The organism is Paraburkholderia sp. J8-2, from assembly GCF_905220195.1.
Taxonomy (GTDB): domain Bacteria; phylum Pseudomonadota; class Gammaproteobacteria; order Burkholderiales; family Burkholderiaceae; genus Paraburkholderia.
The window spans coordinates 365,636-383,181 of the sequence record NZ_CAJMZA010000002.1 but is presented as its reverse complement, the minus strand read 5'-3'; the positions used below and the strand labels follow the sequence as shown (position 1 = coordinate 383,181).

The 17,546-nt window shown below is 64.0% G+C and carries 17 protein-coding genes and 1 tRNA gene; 6 read left to right on the top strand and 12 right to left on the bottom strand.

Features of this window, described 5'->3' with window-relative positions:
- Positions 1 to 136: 136 nt before the first annotated feature.
- The gene (gene rpoH / locus U5A52_RS06980) at positions 137 to 1,072 is read right to left on the bottom strand and encodes an RNA polymerase sigma factor RpoH (protein ID WP_321907645.1); all 936 of its coding nucleotides are present in this window, start codon (positions 1,070 to 1,072) and stop codon (positions 137 to 139) included.
- A 578-nt stretch (positions 1,073 to 1,650) separates the two neighbouring features.
- Here rpoH and U5A52_RS06975 point away from each other — a divergent pair.
- Entirely contained in the window at positions 1,651 to 2,034 is a 384-nt protein-coding gene (locus tag U5A52_RS06975; RefSeq protein ID WP_233879491.1) for a nuclear transport factor 2 family protein, read from the top strand.
- A gap of 140 nt (positions 2,035 to 2,174) precedes the next feature.
- Here the strand turns inward: U5A52_RS06975 and leuA are convergent, their stop codons facing one another.
- Positions 2,175 to 3,821 (bottom strand): 2-isopropylmalate synthase, encoded by a 1,647-nt coding sequence (gene leuA, locus U5A52_RS06970; RefSeq protein ID WP_321934348.1) that lies wholly within the window; start codon positions 3,819 to 3,821, stop codon positions 2,175 to 2,177.
- 583 nt (positions 3,822 to 4,404) lie between these two features.
- On the bottom strand, positions 4,405 to 5,367 hold the full coding sequence (gene ybiB / locus U5A52_RS06965; protein ID WP_321934347.1) for a DNA-binding protein YbiB: 963 nt from the start codon (positions 5,365 to 5,367) through the stop codon (positions 4,405 to 4,407).
- Positions 5,368 to 5,655: 288 nt separating this feature from the next.
- On the opposite strand from ybiB, the gene U5A52_RS06960 reads away from it, so the two are divergent.
- Both U5A52_RS06960 and maiA read left to right on the top strand, forming a co-directional pair.
- Complete coding sequence (locus U5A52_RS06960; RefSeq protein WP_321934346.1) at positions 5,656 to 6,354, top strand: fumarylacetoacetate hydrolase family protein; 699 nt, start codon at positions 5,656 to 5,658, stop codon at positions 6,352 to 6,354.
- A gap of 44 nt (positions 6,355 to 6,398) precedes the next feature.
- Positions 6,399 to 7,046, top strand: coding sequence for a maleylacetoacetate isomerase (gene maiA, locus U5A52_RS06955; protein WP_321907656.1), 648 nt, complete (start codon positions 6,399 to 6,401; stop codon positions 7,044 to 7,046).
- 97 nt (positions 7,047 to 7,143) lie between these two features.
- On the opposite strand, the gene ftsY is transcribed toward maiA, so the two are convergent.
- Positions 7,144 to 8,313 (bottom strand): signal recognition particle-docking protein FtsY, encoded by a 1,170-nt coding sequence (gene ftsY / locus U5A52_RS06950; RefSeq protein WP_321934345.1) that lies wholly within the window; start codon positions 8,311 to 8,313, stop codon positions 7,144 to 7,146.
- 290 nt (positions 8,314 to 8,603) lie between these two features.
- On the opposite strand from ftsY, the gene rsmD reads away from it, so the two are divergent.
- The 3 genes from rsmD (at position 8,604) to U5A52_RS06935 (ending at position 10,198) form a co-directional block, all read left to right on the top strand.
- Complete coding sequence (gene rsmD, locus U5A52_RS06945; RefSeq protein WP_321934344.1) at positions 8,604 to 9,245, top strand: 16S rRNA (guanine(966)-N(2))-methyltransferase RsmD; 642 nt, start codon at positions 8,604 to 8,606, stop codon at positions 9,243 to 9,245.
- 108 nt (positions 9,246 to 9,353) lie between these two features.
- Positions 9,354 to 9,857 carry a pantetheine-phosphate adenylyltransferase gene (gene coaD / locus U5A52_RS06940; protein WP_321907661.1) on the top strand — a complete coding sequence of 168 codons (504 nt, stop codon included), beginning with the start codon at positions 9,354 to 9,356 and terminating at the stop codon, positions 9,855 to 9,857.
- Between the two features lie 80 nt (positions 9,858 to 9,937).
- Positions 9,938 to 10,198 carry a YfhL family 4Fe-4S dicluster ferredoxin gene (locus U5A52_RS06935; RefSeq protein WP_321907664.1) on the top strand — a complete coding sequence of 87 codons (261 nt, stop codon included), beginning with the start codon at positions 9,938 to 9,940 and terminating at the stop codon, positions 10,196 to 10,198.
- A gap of 70 nt (positions 10,199 to 10,268) precedes the next feature.
- Here the strand turns inward: U5A52_RS06935 and hisC are convergent, their stop codons facing one another.
- From hisC to U5A52_RS06895, 8 genes are all read right to left on the bottom strand, one after another.
- Entirely contained in the window at positions 10,269 to 11,336 is a 1,068-nt protein-coding gene (gene hisC / locus U5A52_RS06930) for a histidinol-phosphate transaminase (protein WP_321934343.1), read from the bottom strand.
- Between the two features lie 15 nt (positions 11,337 to 11,351).
- Entirely contained in the window at positions 11,352 to 11,954 is a 603-nt protein-coding gene (pth, locus tag U5A52_RS06925; RefSeq protein WP_321934342.1) for an aminoacyl-tRNA hydrolase, read from the bottom strand.
- A gap of 149 nt (positions 11,955 to 12,103) precedes the next feature.
- A complete protein-coding gene (locus U5A52_RS06920) occupies positions 12,104 to 12,712 on the bottom strand; it encodes a 50S ribosomal protein L25/general stress protein Ctc (protein ID WP_321907671.1) in 609 nt (202 codons plus the stop codon).
- Positions 12,713 to 12,878: 166 nt separating this feature from the next.
- Positions 12,879 to 13,835 carry a ribose-phosphate pyrophosphokinase gene (locus tag U5A52_RS06915; protein ID WP_321907823.1) on the bottom strand — a complete coding sequence of 319 codons (957 nt, stop codon included), beginning with the start codon at positions 13,833 to 13,835 and terminating at the stop codon, positions 12,879 to 12,881.
- Between the two features lie 89 nt (positions 13,836 to 13,924).
- Positions 13,925 to 14,001, bottom strand: a tRNA-Gln gene (locus U5A52_RS06910).
- Between the two features lie 50 nt (positions 14,002 to 14,051).
- A complete protein-coding gene (ispE, locus tag U5A52_RS06905) occupies positions 14,052 to 14,954 on the bottom strand; it encodes a 4-(cytidine 5'-diphospho)-2-C-methyl-D-erythritol kinase (protein WP_321934341.1) in 903 nt (300 codons plus the stop codon).
- Between the two features lie 87 nt (positions 14,955 to 15,041).
- A complete protein-coding gene (gene lolB / locus U5A52_RS06900; RefSeq protein WP_321907673.1) occupies positions 15,042 to 15,704 on the bottom strand; it encodes a lipoprotein insertase outer membrane protein LolB in 663 nt (220 codons plus the stop codon).
- A complete protein-coding gene (locus tag U5A52_RS06895) occupies positions 15,704 to 17,539 on the bottom strand; it encodes a tetratricopeptide repeat protein (RefSeq protein ID WP_321907675.1) in 1,836 nt (611 codons plus the stop codon). Before U5A52_RS06895 ends, lolB begins: the two co-directional genes overlap by 1 nt.
- Between the last annotated feature and the right edge of the window lie 7 nt (positions 17,540 to 17,546).

Sequence of the window (17,546 nt, the reverse complement as noted above, 5' to 3'; positions counted from 1 at the left end):
GGCTCACCACCTCGAAATCATCTTAGGGTGGAATCAGCGCGGCCGGTGCGAAGGTGCGCAGCTTTCGGAGCGCGCAAAAGAAAAACCCCGTTCGCGGGAACGGGGTTTTCGGTTTGGCTTTTAGACCTGCTGCGGCTTACGCGTAGTCGGCGAGCGCGGTGCGCATCTTCTTCATGGCGCTTGCTTCGATCTGGCGAATGCGCTCGGCCGAAACGCCGAACTCGTCGGCCAGTTCGTGCAGCGTCGAGCCGCCCGAACCGTCGTCGTCGACGTTGAGCCAGCGCGCCTCGATGATGCGGCGGCTGCGCGCGTCGAGCGCTTCCAGCGCGCTCGCAATGCCGTCGGACTGCAGGCGGTCGCGCGAACGTGCGGCCAGCACGGCGCTCGGCTCGTTATGCGAGTCGGCGAGCCAGGCGATCGGGGCGTACGACTCCTCGCCGTCCTCGGTCTGGCCTTCTAGCGCAATGTCGGCACCCGACAGACGCGTTTCCATCTCCACGACTTCTTCGCGCTTCACGTTCAGTTCCTGCGCGAGGCCGTCGATTTCCTCCGGCGTGAACGACTGCAGGCCCTGCTTGTGGCTGCGCAGGTTGAAGAACAACTTGCGCTGCGCCTTGGTCGTGGCGACCTTCACCATGCGCCAGTTGCGCAGGATGTATTCGTGGATCTCAGCCTTGATCCAGTGCATCGCGTACGACACGAGCCGCACGTTCTGCTCGGGGTCGAAGCGCTTCACGGCCTTCATCAGACCGATGTTGCCTTCCTGGATCAGGTCGGCGTGCGGCAGGCCGTAGCCGAGATAATTACGCGCAATCGACACGACGAGGCGCAGGTGCGACAGCACCAGGCGGCGCGCACCTTCAAGATTGTTTTGCTCGCGAAACTCGGTCGCGAACTGACGCTCTTCCTGGGGCGTCAGCATCGGGATCCGGTTCACGGCTTGAATATAGGCGTCGATGTTGCCCAGCTGGCCGGGCAACAGGGAAGCATTCGCGAGCGCCAATGAGCCCCCGGCCTTGGCCGACGACGGGCTCAGCGTACTCGGAAGGGTCATGGTCATTGCGTTGCTCACGTAGCGAACTCCTCAGGAATCTTGCAAAAGTCAGACACCGACTCCACGGTGGATGTTAGCACTCTGAATCACCGAGTGCTAATACTTGGAGTCTGTAGGGGCTTCAAGGTTCCTTGATTCCTATCGAAATGGTTGTATCGATAGATTACACTAAACGCCGGCGATCAAGCGGGGCGGGGCCTCGCGCCCGGCGCAGGCCAGCGCAAAGGGCAGGCCGAAGGAACACTCTAGAACGGGACAGCAGTCCGGCGCGGAGGCGCGGGAGATAAAGGGTTGAATCAAGGGGCTCTCGACGGAGCCGCGCAGCGCTCGGACTTTGCCACAGAATCTGATGAATAGACATCGGACGAAGCTGAAAGTGCTGCGCTGCGACATCAGGGCGCGGCTGCGGGGACGCGGCTGCCGCCATGCGCGGTTTTCACCGGACGCGTGGCTTATGCGCCATACATGGGGGCGTTGTCTTTGATCGCAAGTATCCTTGCGTGAAATCCTGGTATAAATTTCAGCCAGACATATGCGGAAAATCTTCGGCGTGGGGCTGCGCTCAGGCGCGGGCCGGCGCGCAAGGGGCTTGAGCGATGGCGGCAAAACTAATCGATGCGATTCGCGGACTTGAGCGCGAGCGCTTTCGCGCGATGGTTGATGGCGACGGCACGTCGCTGGACCAGTTGCTGTCCGATCACGCGACCTTCGTCCACACCAACGGCAAACGCGAGACCAAGCAGCAGTTCATCGATGCGATCACGGCGGGCCGCCGCCGCTACCGCCAGATCGAGATCCAGTCGCAGGACGTGCTTCAAGCCGGAAACGAGGCCTGCGTGGTCTCCGGCCGCGTGCTGATCGAGATGGAAGCGAACAACGGTGCGCTGCTCTTTCCGATTGCCTACACGGCGATCCAGACACAGGAGGGTGGTCACTGGCGTCTGCTCGCATGGCAGGCGACGCGTTGCGCGATCGAGTGACGACCGGTAAGTCCACTCGCTTGAACGCCGCTTAGGCGCTTCAGGCGCACGCCGGCGGCCCGTTTTGCCGCCGGCGCTCAACATGCCGCCGATTTCCCTGCTTGACTTCAAACTGCTTGTGTTGCCGCGCGCGGTGGGCGTCAGGCCGCCACGCGCTGGTCTACCGGCGTCCAGGCCGCACGATTCACTGCGCTGACCACTGCCGCCACGCTCGCATGAACAGCGTCGTCGCCCACGCCCACGCCGTGGCGCAGCGGCTGGCCACCCACACGCGCACCGACGAATACGGCGGTGCCACCCTGCGCCGTGCGCTCGCTCTCGAACGAGGTGATTTCGATACGCTCGCCCGCCATTGCCGCGATTGCGGCGGCCACGGCTTGCGCATGCGCCTCATCGGCGCTCACGGCAGCCGGCATGGCCACGTCGCGGCCTTCCCAGCGCACACGGCCTGAACCCACGTTGGCGGCCGGCCCGCGCGTTTCGAAGTACTCACGCGCGAACAGCGCGCAGACGGCATCGCCCGTGATTTCCTCGCCCGACGTATCGGCGACGGTCTGCACGGCGTGGCTGAACTCGATCTGCACGCGGCGCGGCGGTGTGAAGCCCATGCCGCGCTCGAGCAGATATGTCGCGCCGCCCTTGCCCGACTGGCTGTTCACGCGGATCACCGCGTCATAGCTGCGGCCGAGATCGGCGGGATCGATCGGGAGATAGGGCACTTCCCAGACCGCGTCGGGCCGTTGCTGCGCGAAGCCCTTGCGGATCGCGTCCTGGTGCGAGCCCGAGAACGCCGTGAACACGAGGTCGCCTGCATACGGATGGCGCGGGTGCACGGGCAGCTGGTTGCAGCGCTCGACCACGCGGCGCACGGCGTCGACATCGGAGAAGTCGAGGCCCGGGTCGATGCCCTGGGTGTAGAGGTTCATCGCGAGCGTGACGAGATCGACGTTGCCGGTGCGTTCGCCATTGCCGAACAGGCAGCCTTCGATGCGATCCGCGCCCGCGAGCAGCGCCATTTCGGCGGCGGCCACCGCCGTGCCGCGGTCGTTATGCGGATGTACCGAGAGAACGATGCTGTCGCGGTACGCGAGGTTGCGGTCCATCCACTCGATCTGGTCGGCGTAGACGTTGGGCATCGCCGCTTCGACGGTCGCCGGGAGATTCACGATCATCTTGTGATCGCGCGTGGGGCGCCACGTCTGGGCCACCGCATCGCACACTTCGCGCGCGAAGGTCAGCTCGGTCATGCTGAACGTTTCGGGCGAATACTGGTAAATCCAGTGCGTTTGCGGGTTCTTGTCGGCGTGTTCGCGGATAATGCGCGTGCCTTCGACCGCGAGCGCCTTGACTTCTTCCTTCGACTGGCCGAACACGATCTTGCGAAACGACGGGCAGATCGCGTTGTAAAGGTGGACGATCGCGCGCGGCACGCCTTCGAGCGCTTCGAACGTGCGGGCGATCAATTCTTCGCGCGACTGCACGAGCACTTCGATCGTCACGTCCTCGGGAATGCGCTTTTCCTCGATCAGCTTGCGCACGAAATCGAAGTCGGTCTGCGAGGCCGACGGAAAGCCGACTTCGATTTCCTTGAAGCCGATCGCGACGAGCATCTCGAAGAACTCGGTCTTCTGCTCGATGCTCATCGGCTCGATCAGCGACTGGTTGCCGTCGCGCAGGTCGGTACTCATCCAGATCGGCGCGCGTTCGACGGTGCGCGTCGGCCATTTACGGCCGTTCAAGCGGATGGCGGGGAAGGGGCGGTACTTCTCGGCGGGATTACGCAACATGACGAGCCTCGTTCTTCGTGTTGTCGTATGCGATGGCGGTCGGCAGCGGGCGGCTGGCGGGCTGGCGACGGAGCACGATGCGCGAAACTTCATGCGTACGGGCGGCAACCGCGGACGCGAAGAAGACGGCCACGGTGACGGCGGTAGCCGGCGCGGCGACAGCGGACGTAAACGATGCCCATGCAACGTGCATTTTGACCTCGCGACTCGTCCGGACGGTAAGCGGACGAATGCAGACGACAGGTTGTAGAGATACAGCGGATTTGGGGTACTGCGAGAACTGCTTTGGGAGGACCGCGGTGACCGGAGAGGGGGTCGTTGCGGCGCTACACCAGCTTTAGGCTAGGCGTAGCGATAGGGCCGATAGTCGGCCGAGGGTAATTCGGAGGGTGTTCGGGTAGGAACGCATTCGTCCAATGTAAAACAGGGCCGACGAGTGTGTCAACAACGAATTTGCAGATTGAGCGCGCGACGATGCGTGAAGATGGCCGACGAAGCGCGCCGATGCGCTTTTGCTCGTTGCGCGGATCGCCCGCTCCGCACGGCTTTCAGCGGATTGGGCGATGTGCTTTGGGTTCGAACGTTAGCGCTTCGCGATGCGCTTGATCGTCTCGATCTGGCGCGCGATGGCGTCGGGCACCGGTGCTTCGCCACGCAGCACCGCTTCGATCCATGCCGCCGTAGTGGGCGCGTCGCGACCTTCCGGAAGATCGATTTCGGGCGCGCCAGGCGATGAACGCTCCGGCTCGATCAGCGTCTCGCAGATGCCGTCGTGCAACCAGTCGACCTGCACCTGGCGGCGCGTGTCCGCCACGGCTTCGCCCTCGGTGCCGCGCGCGAGCAGCGCACCGCCCACGGCGGCTTCCGGATGCGCCGCAAAGAGGGCGCTCAGGCTTTCGCGGTACGGCGGGTGCGTGTAGTTCACGAGGCGCAGGCCCGGCTCGGCGAACGGTTGCAGCAGCTTCACGAGCGTATGCGTGGAATTGCGCACGCCCATGCGCCGGCGCAGCGAGAGCAGCCGCGCGAGTTTGGGCGCGAGCGTTTCGATCGATGAAAACGCCACGCGGCTCGACGCCAGTTGCGCTTCGATGTCGGCGTGATCGTGGGTCTCGGGCCGGTTCAGCGCCGCGAAGATTTCCGCGCTCGTCACGCGGCCAGGGTCCGTGGTGACGCCGTGCACGAGCGTTGGCACGCCTTCGCGCGCGAGCAGCAGGGCGAGCAGCGGCACGAGGTTCGGTTGTTTGCGCGCGCCGTTGTAGCTTGGGATCGACACGGGCCGATAGTCGCCTGCCGGCACCGCGAGCGGTGCGAACGAGGCGTGTGCGGCGCGCAGCATGGCAGACAGTTCATCGGCGGTTTCGCCCTTGAGACGGTAGGCGAGCAGCACGGCGCCTAGCTCCAACTCGGGCACGCGTCCGTCGAGCATCGCGGCGTAGAGCGCGTGCGTGTCTTCGGACGAGAGCGAGCGAGCGCCGTTTGGTCCGCGGCCGATCTCCTTGATGAAGCGGGCGCACGGGAAGATGTCGGTGGAGTCGGCGGTGGTCATGGGCAAGCGTGGTTCGTTCGACGGCGTGCGGCGCGCCGCCGTCGTATTGAAATGGGGGATGCGAGAAGTATCGCACGAGCACCCCATGCCTCGCCGGCCATGCCAGCGCCCGCTTCTGGTCAGCCCCCTCCGCGAAGGCTGCTTGAAGGCTTCGCCGCGCGTGCTCACCGTCGCGCGTTACACTCGCGATTGCTCTGGCGTGCAAGCCGCGCCTCACGCCTTACACGCCCTAAAGATCTACAGGCCCGCGTGCCTCGCGCACGCTCCATCACAAAGACGGAGAACTTCATGACGTACGTAATCGAACCGGCGGCGCTCGCCTCGGTGCCGGTGGCCGGCAGCGACTCGCGTTTCCCCGTGCGGCGCATCTACTGCGTTGGCCGCAACTACGAAGCGCATGCGCGCGAGATGGGCCACGATCCGAACCGTGAACCGCCGTTCTTCTTCTCCAAACCCGCCGACGCCGTGCTCTACGTCGCGCCCGGTTCGACCGCCGAGTTTCCGTATCCCGCGCAATCGAAGAACGTGCACTTCGAGATGGAACTGGTCGCGGCGATCGGCAAGGGCGGCAAGGATATTCCGGTCGCCAGCGCGCTCGACCATGTCTACGGCTACGCGCTCGGGCTCGACATGACGCGCCGCGACTTGCAGGCTGAAGCGAAGAAGCTCGGTCGTCCGTGGGATACGGCCAAGGGCTTCGATCATTCGGCGCCCATCGGCCCGATTCATCCGGTTTCGAAGATCGGCCAGCTCGAGAAGGGAGAAATCTGGCTCGCGGTCAACGGCGAGGAAAAGCAGCGCTCGGACATCTCGCAGATGATCTGGCCGGTTGCCGACACGATCGCGTTCCTTTCGACGCTGTTCGAGCTGAAGGCCGGTGACCTGATCTATACGGGTACGCCCGAGGGCGTGGGCGCCGTCGTGAAGGGCGACCTGATGACGGGCGGTGTGGCAGGCATCGGCGAATTCGCCGTGCGGGCCGTCTGAGCGGCGCCGTCCGCATCAGGATTCAAGAGGAGCAAGAGAGGAGCATGAAGCTTTACAGCTATTTCCGCAGTTCGGCATCATATCGAGTGCGTATTGCGCTGAATCTGAAGAACCTGTCGTACGAGTACGTGCCGGTCCATCTCGTGCGCGATGGCGGCGAGCAGCTCAAGCCCGCCTATCGCCAGGTCAATCCCGACGCGATCGTGCCGGCGTTCGTCGACGACGAAGGGCACACGCTGCAGCAGTCGCTCGCGATCATCGAGTATCTGGAGGAGACGCATCCCGAGCCGCCGCTGCTGCCGAAGTTGCCCGCCGATCGTGCGCACGTTCGCTCGCTTGCGCTGCAGGTGGCGTGCGAGATTCACCCGGTGGACAACCTGCGCGTGCTGAAGTACCTCAAGCACACCGTTGGCGCGGACGACGCGACGAAAGACGCGTGGTACCGCCACTGGATCGAGGCGGGCTTCGAGACGTTGGAACAGCGGCTCGCCAGCGATCCGCGCACCGGCAAGCTCTCGTTTGGCGACACGCCCACCGTTGCCGATCTTTGCATCGTGCCGCAGGTCTACAACGCGAACCGGTTCAAGATCGACACGACGCGCTACCCGACCATTCAGCGCATCAACGACTACGCGCTCACGCTCGACGCGTTCGCACGCGCCGCGCCGGGCGTGCAGCCGGATTCGGAGTGAGCGTCTGACCGGCGTACGTCGGTTGCGCCAATGAAAAAGGGCGTCGTTCGTGAGAACGACGCCCTTTGTGTATCTAAATCCACTTAAACGCGCGCTTTTAGCTGCCAAGCAGCGCGTCGGCGAATTCCTCGGCCACGAACGGCTGCAGGTCTTCGACCTTCTCGCCCACGCCGATGAAATACACGGGAATCGGGCGTTGCCGCGCGATCGCAGCGAGAATGCCGCCCTTGGCGGTGCCGTCGAGCTTCGTCACGATGAGGCCGGTGAGGCCGAGCGCGTCGTCGAACGCCTTGACCTGCGCGAGCGCGTTCTGGCCCGTGTTCGCGTCGATCACGAGCAGCACCTCGTGCGGCGCACCGTCGAACGCCTTGCCGATCACGCGCTTGACCTTCTTCAGCTCGTCCATCAGATGCAATTGCGTCGGCAGGCGGCCCGCGGTGTCGGCCATCACCACGTCGATGCGGCGCGCGCGCGCGGCGCTCACGGCGTCGAAGATCACCGCGGCCGGATCGCCGCTTTCCTGCTGCACGACCGTCACGTTGTTACGCTGGCCCCAGATGGCGAGCTGTTCGCGTGCGGCGGCGCGGAAGGTGTCGCCCGCGGCGAGCAGCACGCTTTGGTCGAAGCTCTGCAGATGCTTCGCCAGCTTGCCGATGCTGGTGGTCTTGCCCGCGCCATTCACGCCCGCGATCATCATCACGAGCGGCTGGGCGCGACCGAGCATGAGCGACTTTTCGAGCGGCTTGAGCAAGTCGATCAGCAGCTCGCGCAGGGCGTCCTTCACCTGTTGCGCTTCGGTCAGCCGCTCGGCGCGCACTTTCTGGCGCAGCGTTTCGAGCAGATATTCGGTGGCGTCGACGCCCGCATCCGACATCAGCAGCGCGGTTTCGAGCTCCTCGTATAGGTCGTCGTCGATCTTCGCGTTGACGAAGATGCTCTGGATGTTCGAGCCCGTTTTCGAGAGCCCCGACTTCAGGCGCTTGAGCCAGGATTGCTTGGCGGCAGCCTCGAGCGCGGGCGGCGGGACGATCTCGATGGTTTCCGGTTCGTCATCGCTGGCGGCGCTCGCTTCCTGCGCCGGGGCAGGCTCGACCGGCGCGGCCTCGGCCGCAACTACAGATGGTGCAGGCGACGTTTCGCTCGCCGTGCCGGCGGGCGCTTCAACGGCCTCGTCCGGCGCCTCGAGCGTGGCTTCGTCTTGCGCGTTCTCGGCCGGCGCGTTCTCGGCGTCCTTCGAGCCGCGGAATCGTTTGAAGAAACTGAACATGGTCTGGGGTGGGTCAGGCGCGCTGCGGGTCGGACCGAGGGGCGGTCAGCGACGGCATGGGAAGAGGTAACGCGCGGAAAACATGGCATTTTATCAGGCACATTACCTGGAGTCGCGGCGGCGTCGCCGCAGGGTCCTTGCGGCGTGCGCGCGGCACGTGCGCGCCCCTGTGGTAACGTGCGCGCATTGGAGGGTGCGATGTGGAAGCGTCGTGCCCGAACCCAGCAGCCGAGTTCCGCAGGCAGATTGACTGCCAGCGGTCAAATGAACGCAGCCGTACGACCCAACGCATGACCCGCTCCTCATCCTCACGTGGCCAAGGCGGCCGTTCCCATCAGTCCGATCCGCGCGCGCGTGGCGGCGGCGGAACACACACGGTCCGCATCATCGGCGGCGACTGGAAGCGCACGCCGCTGCCGGTGCTCGATCTCGATGGACTACGCCCGACCCCCGACCGCGTGCGCGAAACGCTCTTCAACTGGCTCGGCCAGCGCCTCGACGGCCTGCGCTGCCTCGACCTGTTCGCGGGCAGCGGCGGCCTTGGCTTCGAGGCGGCTTCGCGCGGTGCCGCGCGAGTCGTGATGGTGGAGCGCAGCGCGCGCGCCGCGGCGCAGTTGCGCGCGAACCAGGCGCGCCTTGGCGCGCGCATGATCGAAGTCGCGGAAGCCGACGCGCTGCGCCTCGCGGCCAATCTCGCGCCAGGCTCGTTCGATGTGGTGTTCCTCGATCCGCCGTTCGGCGACACCGCGCTGCTCGAGCGTTCGCTCGAACTGGCCGCGCCGCTTGTCGCCCCGGGCGGATGGCTCTACGTGGAGTCCGGCGAGCCGGTCGATCCGGCGGCGCGGCCCGCGCTGGCGGGCTGGAGCGTGGTGCGCGAGGGCCGGGCGGGTGCGGTTCACTATCATTTGCTGCAGCGCGAAAATGAGGAATAATGCGCGTTCGATAAGAAGCGGCGGGCGGCCTGGCCGTCACGCACGCATATGTGCAAGCGTCGCCACGGCAGTGCATTGCACCCCATTTCTGTTGAGAGGAGAAGCCTCATGGTAGTCGCCGTGTACCCCGGCACCTTCGACCCGCTTACGCGCGGCCACGAAGATCTCGTGCGGCGCGCGTCGAGCATTTTCGACACGCTGGTAGTCGGCGTTGCGGACAGCCGCAACAAGAAGCCTTTCTTCTCGCTCGACGAGCGGCTCGAGATTGCCCACGAGGTGCTCGGCCATTATCCGAATGTCCAGGTCATGAGCTTCAAGGGGCTTCTGAAGGACTTCGTGCGCACCAACAACGCACGCGTGATCGTGCGCGGGCTGCGCGCGGTGTCGGACTTCGAGTATGAATTTCAGATGGCGGGCATGAACCGTTATCTGCTGCCCGACGTCGAAACGATGTTCATGACGCCTTCTGACCAGTATCAGTTCATTTCGGGCACGATCGTGCGCGAAATCGCCCAGTTGGGTGGAGATGTCAGCAAGTTCGTGTTTCCTTCAGTGGAAAAGCGCCTGCAGGACAAGGTGGCCTCAATGGGCGGCCCGGTTACGAAGGCGTGAACGCGCGGCGAAAGCAGCGTAAACTATAGGGCTAAGCAACGTGTGAGCCGGCCTTCGTGCTGGCAGGAAGTGAGATAAGCATGGCCCTGATGATTACCGACGAGTGTATCAATTGCGACGTGTGCGAGCCCGAGTGCCCGAACGACGCGATCTCGATGGGCCCGGAAATCTATGTGATCGACCCGGGCAAGTGCACCGAGTGTGTCGGCCATTTCGATGAGCCGCAGTGCATTCAAGTGTGCCCGGTCGAGTGCATCCCCAAGAATCCGGAGCATGTCGAGTCGCCGGAGCAATTGATGCAGAAGTACCACGCGCTGATCGCGGCGAAGAACGCCGCCTGAATCTCGCAGAATCCTTCGGGAATAAAAAACGCGCCAACAGGCGCGTTTTTTATTTCATCTTGCCGTCTTCTTACGCGACGATGGCCTTCAAGGCATCGACGAGCGTGTCGCATTCGGCATCGGTGCCGATCGAAATGCGCAGATGCTGGTTCACGCGCGGCGCGTTGAAATGGCGCACGAAGATCTCTTTTTCGCGCAGTTTGGCGGCAATTGCCGCCGCGTCGTGCGCAGGATGCTTCGCGAACACGAAGTTTGCCGCCGAAGGTACGACTTCGAAGCCGAGTGCCGCGAGCGCGGCCGCCAGGCGCTCGCGGCTTGCGATCACGCGCGCGCTTGTCGTCTTGAGCCATTCGGCGTCTTCGTAAGCGGCCGTCGCGGCGGCTTGCGCCAGACGGTCGAGCGGGTACGAGTTGAAGCTGTCCTTCACGCGGTTGAGCGCGTCGATGAGATCGGGATGACCGAACGCGAAGCCCACGCGCATACCCGCGAGCGAGCGCGACTTCGAAGTCGTGTGCACGACCAGCAAGTTGGGATAGCGGTCGATCAACGCGATGGCCGATTCGGCGCCGAAATCCACATAGGCTTCGTCGATGACCACCACCGATTCCGCACTCGCCGCGACAAGACGCTCAATTTCCGCGAGCGGCAGCGCGTGACCCGTGGGCGCATTCGGATTCGGGAAGATCACGCCGCCATTGGGCTGCAGGTAATCGTCGACGTTGATCGTGAACTGCGCGGTGAGCGGCACGGTGCGGTACTCGACCTCGTAGAGCCGCGCGTAGGTCGGGTAGAAGCTGTATGTGATGTCCGGAAAGAGGATCGGCTTGTCGTGCTTGAGCAGCGCCTGGAACGCGTGGGCCAGCACCTCGTCCGAGCCGTTGCCGACGAACACCTGGTCCGCGCGGATGCCGTGATGCGCGGCCACAGCGGCGCGCAGGCGCTTCGCGACGGGATCGGGATAGCGGCGCAGCGACTCGCCCGTTTCGCCGAGCTCGTGGCGGATCGCCTCGAGCACGCGCGGGGAGGGCGCGTAGGGGTTCTCGTTGGTGTTCAGCTTGACCGGCTTCGCGAGCGCGGGCTGTTCGCCCGGCACGTAAGGCACGAGCCGGTTGACGATGTCACTCCAGTAACGACTCAAGACGCTCTCCTTGTTTCAACCATTGCGATGCAACTGCATCACCGCGCGTTCGGCCTCGCCCTTCACGAACGTCGGCATCACGGCGAGCGCGCGCTCGATCGAGGCGTCGATCACATCCTGCTCTTCGCGGCGCGGCGGCTTGAGCACGAAGTTCGCGACATCGGGCTTGGCGCCTGCGCGCGCGCCCTCGGGAATCAGATCGCGCGGATGGCCGATGCCGATGCGCAAACGCCAGTACTGCTGCGTCGACAGATGCGCGGAAATGTCCTTCAAGCCGTTGTGGCCGCCGCTGCCGCCGCCGAGCTTGAGCTTGACGGTGCCGGGCGACAGATCGAGCTCGTCGTGCGCGACGAGGATCTCGTTGGGCAGGATCTTGAAGAAGTTCGCGAGCGCGACGACCGACTGCCCCGAGCGGTTCATATAGGTCTGCGGCTCGAGCAGATGCACTTCCTCGCCGTAGAGGCGCGCCTTCGCATAGTGGCCGTGGAAGCGCCGCTCGTCGCGCAGCGTCGTGCCGGCTTCGCGCGCGAGCTGGTCCACGAGCCAGAAGCCCGCGTTGTGGCGCGTCGCCGTGTATTCGGCGCCCGGATTGCCGAGCCCGACGATCAACCTGATCATTGTGGTGTTCCGCCTGCGGAAATCAGTCAGTCGACCCGCAAGTGTACGAAAAAGTGCGAAAAAAAACCCGCCGGGGCGAACCGCGGCGGGTCACGTCGTCCGTTTCAGGGAAACGGATCGAGAGGATCGGCTCGTTGAAGCCGCTGCGCTTACTCAGCAGCCGGCGCTTCTTCGCCTTCAGCAGCCGCCTGGGCGCCAGCCGGCACGGGTGCCGACGCGACGACCGGGTTTTCGCTCTCAACGTGCGGGACCAGCGTCACGCCTGCGGGCAGGGTGATGTCCTTGGCGTGCAGCGATTGGCCGGCTTCGATCTTGGCGAGGTCGACTTCGAGGAATTCCGGCAGTTGGCCCGGCAGACACTGGATTTCGATTTCAGCCAGAACGTGCGAGATGATCGCGCCACCCAGCTTCACAGCCGGGTTCGTTTCCTGGTTCATGAAGTGCAGCGGCACCTTCGTGTGGATTTTCTTGTTCGGATCCACGCGTTGGAAATCCACGTGCAGCACGAGCTGACGGAACGGGTGGTATTGCACGTCGCGCAGCAGAACTTGTTGCGACTTGCCGGCCACTTCGAGGTCGAGGATCGACGAGTGGAAGGCTTCCTTCTTCAGGGCGTGCCAAAGCGCGTTGTGGTCGAGTTCGACCAGTTGCGGCTCCGAACCAACACCGTACACGATGCCAGGGGTCTTGCCAGCATTGCGCAGGCGGCGGCTCGCACCCGTACCTTGCAGGTTACGCTCGAAAGCGATGACTTTCATTTGATTCTCCAATGCACTGCCCGCGACCAGGCAGTAAAACGGGGCCTTTCCAGCCATTGCCTTGTGAGGCCCCCAGCGATGCAGCGCGAACCTTCGTCCGTTCGCGCCGATTACGTGCAAAAGCGCGGCGCTCTTGCGAACACCGCGCCTTGCGCGTCAATTCTGATCAGCTTTCCGCGAAGAGCGACATCACCGAGTCGCCGCGACGGATACGCGAGAACGTTTCGGCAAGAAGTCCTGCGCTCGTGAGCGCGCGGATCTTCGCGCACGAACGCGCTTCGGCGCCCAGCGGAATCGTGTCGGTCACAACCAGTTCGTCGAGTGCCGAAGCAGCGATACGCTCGCCTGCGCCACCCGAGAGAACCGGGTGCGTGGCGTAAGCGAAGACCTGCTTCGCGCCGCGTTCCTTCAGCACTTGCGCTGCCTTGCAGAGCGTGCCGGCGGTGTCGACCATGTCGTCCATGATCACGCAGGTGCGGCCTTCGACTTCACCGATGATGTTCATCACTTCGGCGACGTTCGCCTTCGGACGACGCTTGTCGATGATCGCGAGATCGCAGCCGAGTTGCTTGGCGAGCGCACGGGCGCGCACCACGCCGCCGACGTCCGGCGAAACGACCAGCAGGTTCTCGTGATTCTGCTTGCGCAGATCGCCGAGCAGCACGGGCGTTGCGTAGATGTTGTCGACGGGAATATCGAAGAAGCCCTGAATCTGGTCGGCGTGCAGATCCATCGTGATGATCCGCTCGACGCCGGCGATTTCCAGCATGTTCGCCACGACCTTCGCCGAGATGGCGACGCGCGCCGAACGGGGGCGGCGGTCTTGACGGGCATAGCCGAAGTAGGGGATAGCGGCTGTGATCCGGCCTGCGGATGCGCGCTTGAGCGCATCGACCATGATCATCAGTTCCATCAGGTTGTCGTTGGTCGGTGCGCAAGTCGACTGAAGGACGAAGACGTCCTTGCCACGCACGTTTTCCTGGATTTCGACCTGGATTTCACCGTCGGAAAAACGGCTAACCATAGCCTTACCGAGGGGAATACCGAGGATCTTGACGACTTCCTGGGCAAGCGCGGGATTCGCGTTGCCAGTAAAAACCATCAGGCCGTCATGGCTGCTCATCATGCACCTGCTGCGGACTTGGGGGGCGGAGAGGAACTACTTAGGCGAACTGCCCTGGGTAACCCACAGAGCGAACTGCCTGGAATTTTTGGCAGGGGAGGAAGGACTCGAACCCTCGCATGCCGGAATCAAAATCCGGTGCCTTAACCAACTTGGCGACTCCCCTACACTCAACTTCGAGCCTGGCTGACCGGTAGGTCGATCAACCACGCAAAACTATGTCGCGAAAGCGAAGAGTGGATGTGTATTCAGACTCGAGGCTACCGCGCTTCTCCAGTCCGGTTGTTCCGCAAGCAGTTTGGCTTGTGCCGATTCTGCTTCGGACCGACTGGCGAATGCTGCAAAAACGCTGGCACCCGATCCGGTCATCCGCGCTGGTGCGATGCTATTCGAGACACTCTCAAACCATCGAAGCACCTGCGCTACTTCCGCGTATTTTCCTGCGACAACCGCTTGCATGTCGTTATGGCCGAAGCTTTCTGGCCATCCGTTTTGCGTTGCTTGCTGTGCAAGAAAGACTGCTATTGTGCAGGCCTTTGTGTCCCTTGTCAACGATTTTTCTGAAAAAATCTCGGCAGTAGGAACATGAACCCGCGGCGTCACAACCAAAAAATGACGCGGGGGCAATTGTACAGCCTCCAATGCTTCTCCAACACCCTCCGCGAATGCATTTTTCCCGAACACGAAGAAGGGTACGTCCGCGCCCAGCTTGAGTGCGAGTGCCTGCAGTTCTTCGCGCGGCAAGTTGAGTTTCCAGAGGCGGTTGAGCGCGAGCAGCGTCGTGGCCGCGTCCGAGCTGCCGCCGCCAAGACCGGCGCCCATTGGCAGCCGCTTTTCGATATCGATCTCGACGCCTTCGCTCGTGCCCGTGTGTTGCTTGAGCAACGTGGCTGCGCGCACGGTGAGGTCATGCTCGGCCGGCACGCCTTCCACTTCTACGGTGCGCGTGATGCGGCCGTCCTGGCGACGCGTGAAATGCAGCGTGTCGCCCCAGTCGAGCAACTGGAACACGGTCTGCAGATCGTGATAGCCATTGGGGCGGCGACCCGTGATGTGCAGGAAGAGATTGAGTTTCGCGGGCGCTAGGCAGTCGCGCAGCGAGTCCTGGGTTTCGATCATGATGCTTTACGGATGCCTGAATCCTGGCCGGCGCATGCCGGCCAGATATTGCTGAAGAGAGACAGTAACTGACAGTAACCGGCGCGCTTACTGGTCGAGCACGAGCTTGATCTGGAGCGGCGGATCTTCGCGCGTGAGATTGACGCGCTTCACGCCCGTGCCCGGCGTGTCTGCATAGGCGACGTAATCGATGGTCCAGCCGTCCTGCTCGATCTGCGAAAGCCGCTGCGGATTCTGCGGATCGGGCGTGGTGCGCGCGTGCGACGAGGGCGCAACCGATGGCTGCAGCCAGTAGCGCAGCCCTTCCACGGGCAGTGCGAAGCCGAGCGCCTGCTGCATGAGCGTGCTCACGTTGTCGGCCGTTAGCGGCTGACGGTTGGGCAGTTCCAGCGTGGCTTGCGACGGCGCGGACGTGACGAGCGCGAGCGTTTGGCCGAGCGGATTGAGCAGTTGCAGCGTCACCGTGGAGTCGGTCTCGCGCCAGTCGAAGTTGCCGTACGCGTTGCGCTGCTGGCCGTTCTGGTCGACGTACTGCACAGCGAAACGGCCATGATAGGCGCGGCTCGTTTGTGTAGTCAGCGAGGTCGTGGCGTTCGAGGTGGACGGCTGGCGCGGCGGCTGTTGCGTGGCGCAGCCCGCGAGTACAAGGAGCGCTGCCGCTGCTGCGCCAAGCGACGCGCGCCGCACAAAGCGGGCGGCGCGCGCAGCGGATAGTGCCTTTGAGGAAACCGAAGTGAAAAAATCTGCCATCAGAGATCGTTGACCTGGAGGCGCTTGAGCGTCTTCAGGAGCGTGTCGTTGTCGGGTTCGAGCTTGCGGGCCTCGCGCCACGCTGCGCGTGCGCCGTCCTGGTCGCCGTTCTTCCAGAGCACTTCGCCGAGGTGCGCGCCAATTTCCGCGTTCGGCTGGAGACTGTAGGCCTTGCGCAAGAGCTTGATCGCGTCGGCATTGTCGCCCAGGCGGTATTTCACCCAGCCCACGCTGTCCATGATGAACGCGTCGTCCGGGGCGAGCGCCGAGGCTCTTTCAACCAGCTTGTCGGCTTCCTGCAGGCGCTGGTTGCGGTCCGCGAGTGAGTAGCCGAGCGCGTTGTAGGCCTGCGGATTGTCAGGCTGCGTCTTGATCAGCTTGCGCAGTTGCGCTTCCATGATGTCGTAATGGCCGTTCTTTTCCGCGGCCATCGCGTAGTCATAGGTGAGGTCCGGGTCGTCCGGGAAGTCGGCGGTCGCCTTCGCGAGGCGTGCCTCGGCTTCCGGGTAGCGCTTCGCGTCGAACAGGATCGCGGCGTCGGTTCGCGCGATCAGCGCCTGGTCGCGCGGATCTTCGGCTTGAATGCTCGCGAGCTGTCGGCGCGCGTCGTCGGTCTTGCCTTCCTTGTCCAGGATTTGCGCACGCGTGATCTGGGCCGGCACGTACTGCTGGCTGCTCGGCTGGATCTTGTCGAGCCACTTCTGCGCACCGGCATCGTCCTTCTGCTCGACCGAGAGTTGCGCGAGGTAGATATAGGCCTGACCGGGGTCCGCGGCCGGATTCTTCTCGGCCAGTTGTGCGTATTGCGTCAGATACTTCTGCGCAGCGTCGAACTTCTTCTGCTGCACGCTGATGAGCGCAAGCGCCATGAGCGGCATCAGGTCGTTCGCGTTCTCCTTGTGCAGGATCTCGAACTGCTTTTGTGCGTCGTCGAGTCTGTCGGCGGCGAGATACGTTTGCGCGAGTGCAAGACGGCCTTCGCGCGACTTCGGGTTCTGCTGGACGTACTTCTCGATCGACGCAATGCCTTCGGCACGCTCCTCCGGCCCCATCTGCGCGAGCATCAGCGCGGCGGGAAGATAGTCGGGCTTGAGCGCGAGCGCCTGCTCGAACGACTTGCGCGCGCCGGGCACGTCGTCGGCGAGCAGTTGCTGGCGGCCGATCGCGAGCTGCGCCTCGGGGCGGTTCAAGTCGTCCTTGAGCAGCGTCTTGAGCACATTCAGGCCGCCCACGCGATTCGGGCCGCGCGACAGCAGAAGCTGCAACGAGAGGATGGCCTGGCCGCGGCTGTCAGCCGGGACTTTCGCCAGTTCGCGCGCGAGCAGCGGCTGGGCGTCGTCGGGCTTGCCGGCGAGCACGAGCAGCGAGGCGTCGAGTTGCGCGGCGCGCTCGGAGTCGGGCGCGTACTGCTGCCAAAGCTGGACCGCGGTCAGTGCGTCAGAAGGGCTTTGCGCCGCGAGCGCGATTTCGGTCGCGCGCTGCGCCATGCGCGGGTCGTGCGTGTCGCGCGCGAGCGCGAGATACGTTTGAAAGGCGGGCGCAGGCTGGTCGCGTTGCAATGCGATTTCCGCGGCGAGCACCTGGAAGACGATCTGGCTCGACAGCGGTACGCTCGGCAGATCCTTCTTCTCGTCGGGCGAGGCGGGACCGAAAGCGTCCGGCATGGTGACGGAAGTGTCGTCCGTGTCGGGGGACGGATCCTGCGCATACGCGCTCGACGTGGTCAACGCCCAGGCCGCGAGAACAGCGGCCCCTACGAGGCGACGCGCGAAGGCGGCAGGCATGCTGGGCGTCGTGGGACGCTTCGCGAACAGCTTAACGAAAGACAGTTCCATGGAATTC

Coding starts and splice junctions, on each gene's coding strand:
- U5A52_RS06975 (WP_233879491.1), top strand. CDS start 1,651: ATGGCGGCAAAACTAATCGATGCGATTCGCGGACTTGAGCGCGAGCGC.
- leuA (WP_321934348.1), bottom strand. CDS start 3,821: ATGTTGCGTAATCCCGCCGAGAAGTACCGCCCCTTCCCCGCCATCCGC.
- ybiB (WP_321934347.1), bottom strand. CDS start 5,367: ATGACCACCGCCGACTCCACCGACATCTTCCCGTGCGCCCGCTTCATC.
- U5A52_RS06960 (WP_321934346.1), top strand. CDS start 5,656: ATGACGTACGTAATCGAACCGGCGGCGCTCGCCTCGGTGCCGGTGGCC.
- maiA (WP_321907656.1), top strand. CDS start 6,399: ATGAAGCTTTACAGCTATTTCCGCAGTTCGGCATCATATCGAGTGCGT.
- ftsY (WP_321934345.1), bottom strand. CDS start 8,313: ATGTTCAGTTTCTTCAAACGATTCCGCGGCTCGAAGGACGCCGAGAAC.
- rsmD (WP_321934344.1), top strand. CDS start 8,604: ATGACCCGCTCCTCATCCTCACGTGGCCAAGGCGGCCGTTCCCATCAG.
- coaD (WP_321907661.1), top strand. CDS start 9,354: ATGGTAGTCGCCGTGTACCCCGGCACCTTCGACCCGCTTACGCGCGGC.
- U5A52_RS06935 (WP_321907664.1), top strand. CDS start 9,938: ATGGCCCTGATGATTACCGACGAGTGTATCAATTGCGACGTGTGCGAG.
- pth (WP_321934342.1), bottom strand. CDS start 11,954: ATGATCAGGTTGATCGTCGGGCTCGGCAATCCGGGCGCCGAATACACG.
- U5A52_RS06920 (WP_321907671.1), bottom strand. CDS start 12,712: ATGAAAGTCATCGCTTTCGAGCGTAACCTGCAAGGTACGGGTGCGAGC.
- U5A52_RS06915 (WP_321907823.1), bottom strand. CDS start 13,835: ATGAGCAGCCATGACGGCCTGATGGTTTTTACTGGCAACGCGAATCCC.
- ispE (WP_321934341.1), bottom strand. CDS start 14,954: ATGATCGAAACCCAGGACTCGCTGCGCGACTGCCTAGCGCCCGCGAAA.
- lolB (WP_321907673.1), bottom strand. CDS start 15,704: ATGGCAGATTTTTTCACTTCGGTTTCCTCAAAGGCACTATCCGCTGCG.
- U5A52_RS06895 (WP_321907675.1), bottom strand. CDS start 17,539: ATGGAACTGTCTTTCGTTAAGCTGTTCGCGAAGCGTCCCACGACGCCC.